The 753-nt window shown below is 77.3% G+C and carries 1 pseudogene; it reads left to right on the top strand.

Annotated features, from left to right (window positions below):
* Nucleotides 1-753: pseudogene (locus A5711_RS07710) on the top strand (primosome assembly protein PriA); the annotation flags it as partial.

The raw sequence follows: 753 nt of genomic DNA, 5'->3' as shown, positions 1-753 counted from the left end.
TGCGGGCCCATCAGGCGCGCTGTGCGGCGCTGATCGGGGGTTACGCGCGCACCGCGGAAGCCCAGGCGCTGGTGCGCAGTGGGTGGGCGCACGACATCGTCGCGACCCGGGCGGTGGTGCGCGCCCGCACCCCACGGGTGGTCGCCCTCGACGACACGGGCTACGCCGACGAACGCGACCCGGCCGCGCGCACCGCGCGCATCCCGTCGATCGCGCTGCGCGCCGCCCGCTCGTCGCTTCAGGCCGGGGCGCCGGTGCTGGTGCAGGTGCCGCGGCGCGGGTATGTCCCGTCGCTGGCCTGCGCGCGCTGCCGCACGATCGCCCGGTGTCGGCACTGCACGGGCCCCCTGTCGTTGCAGGAGGGCGGCCAGGCGCTGATCTGCCGGTGGTGCGGGCGCATCGACCCGACGCGGCGGTGTGCGCGCTGCGGTTCGGACGCCGTGCGCGCCGTGGTCGTCGGGGCACGCCGCACCGCCGAGGAGCTTGGCCGCGCGTTTCCCGGAACCGCGGTGGTCACCTCGTCGGGGGAAGGTGTGGTGCCGGGGGTCGCCGCCGGCCCGGCCCTGGTGGTGGCCACCCCGGGGGCCGAACCCGCCGCCGCTGGCGGCTACGGCGCGGCGCTGCTGCTGGACACCTGGGCGCTGTTGGGCCGACAAGACCTGCGTGCCGCCGAGGACGCGCTGTGGGGACGCGAGGGCTACGTCACCGGATTGCTCGGCGAGCGCGTCGGCCGGATGACCGCGGTGCGGGGAA

This window comes from Mycobacterium sp. E2238, assembly GCF_001672665.1.
Taxonomy (GTDB): Bacteria; Actinomycetota; Actinomycetes; order Mycobacteriales; family Mycobacteriaceae; genus Mycobacterium.
Note: the sequence above shows the minus strand (reverse complement) of the source record. Positions and strands in the feature narration are given on the sequence as shown.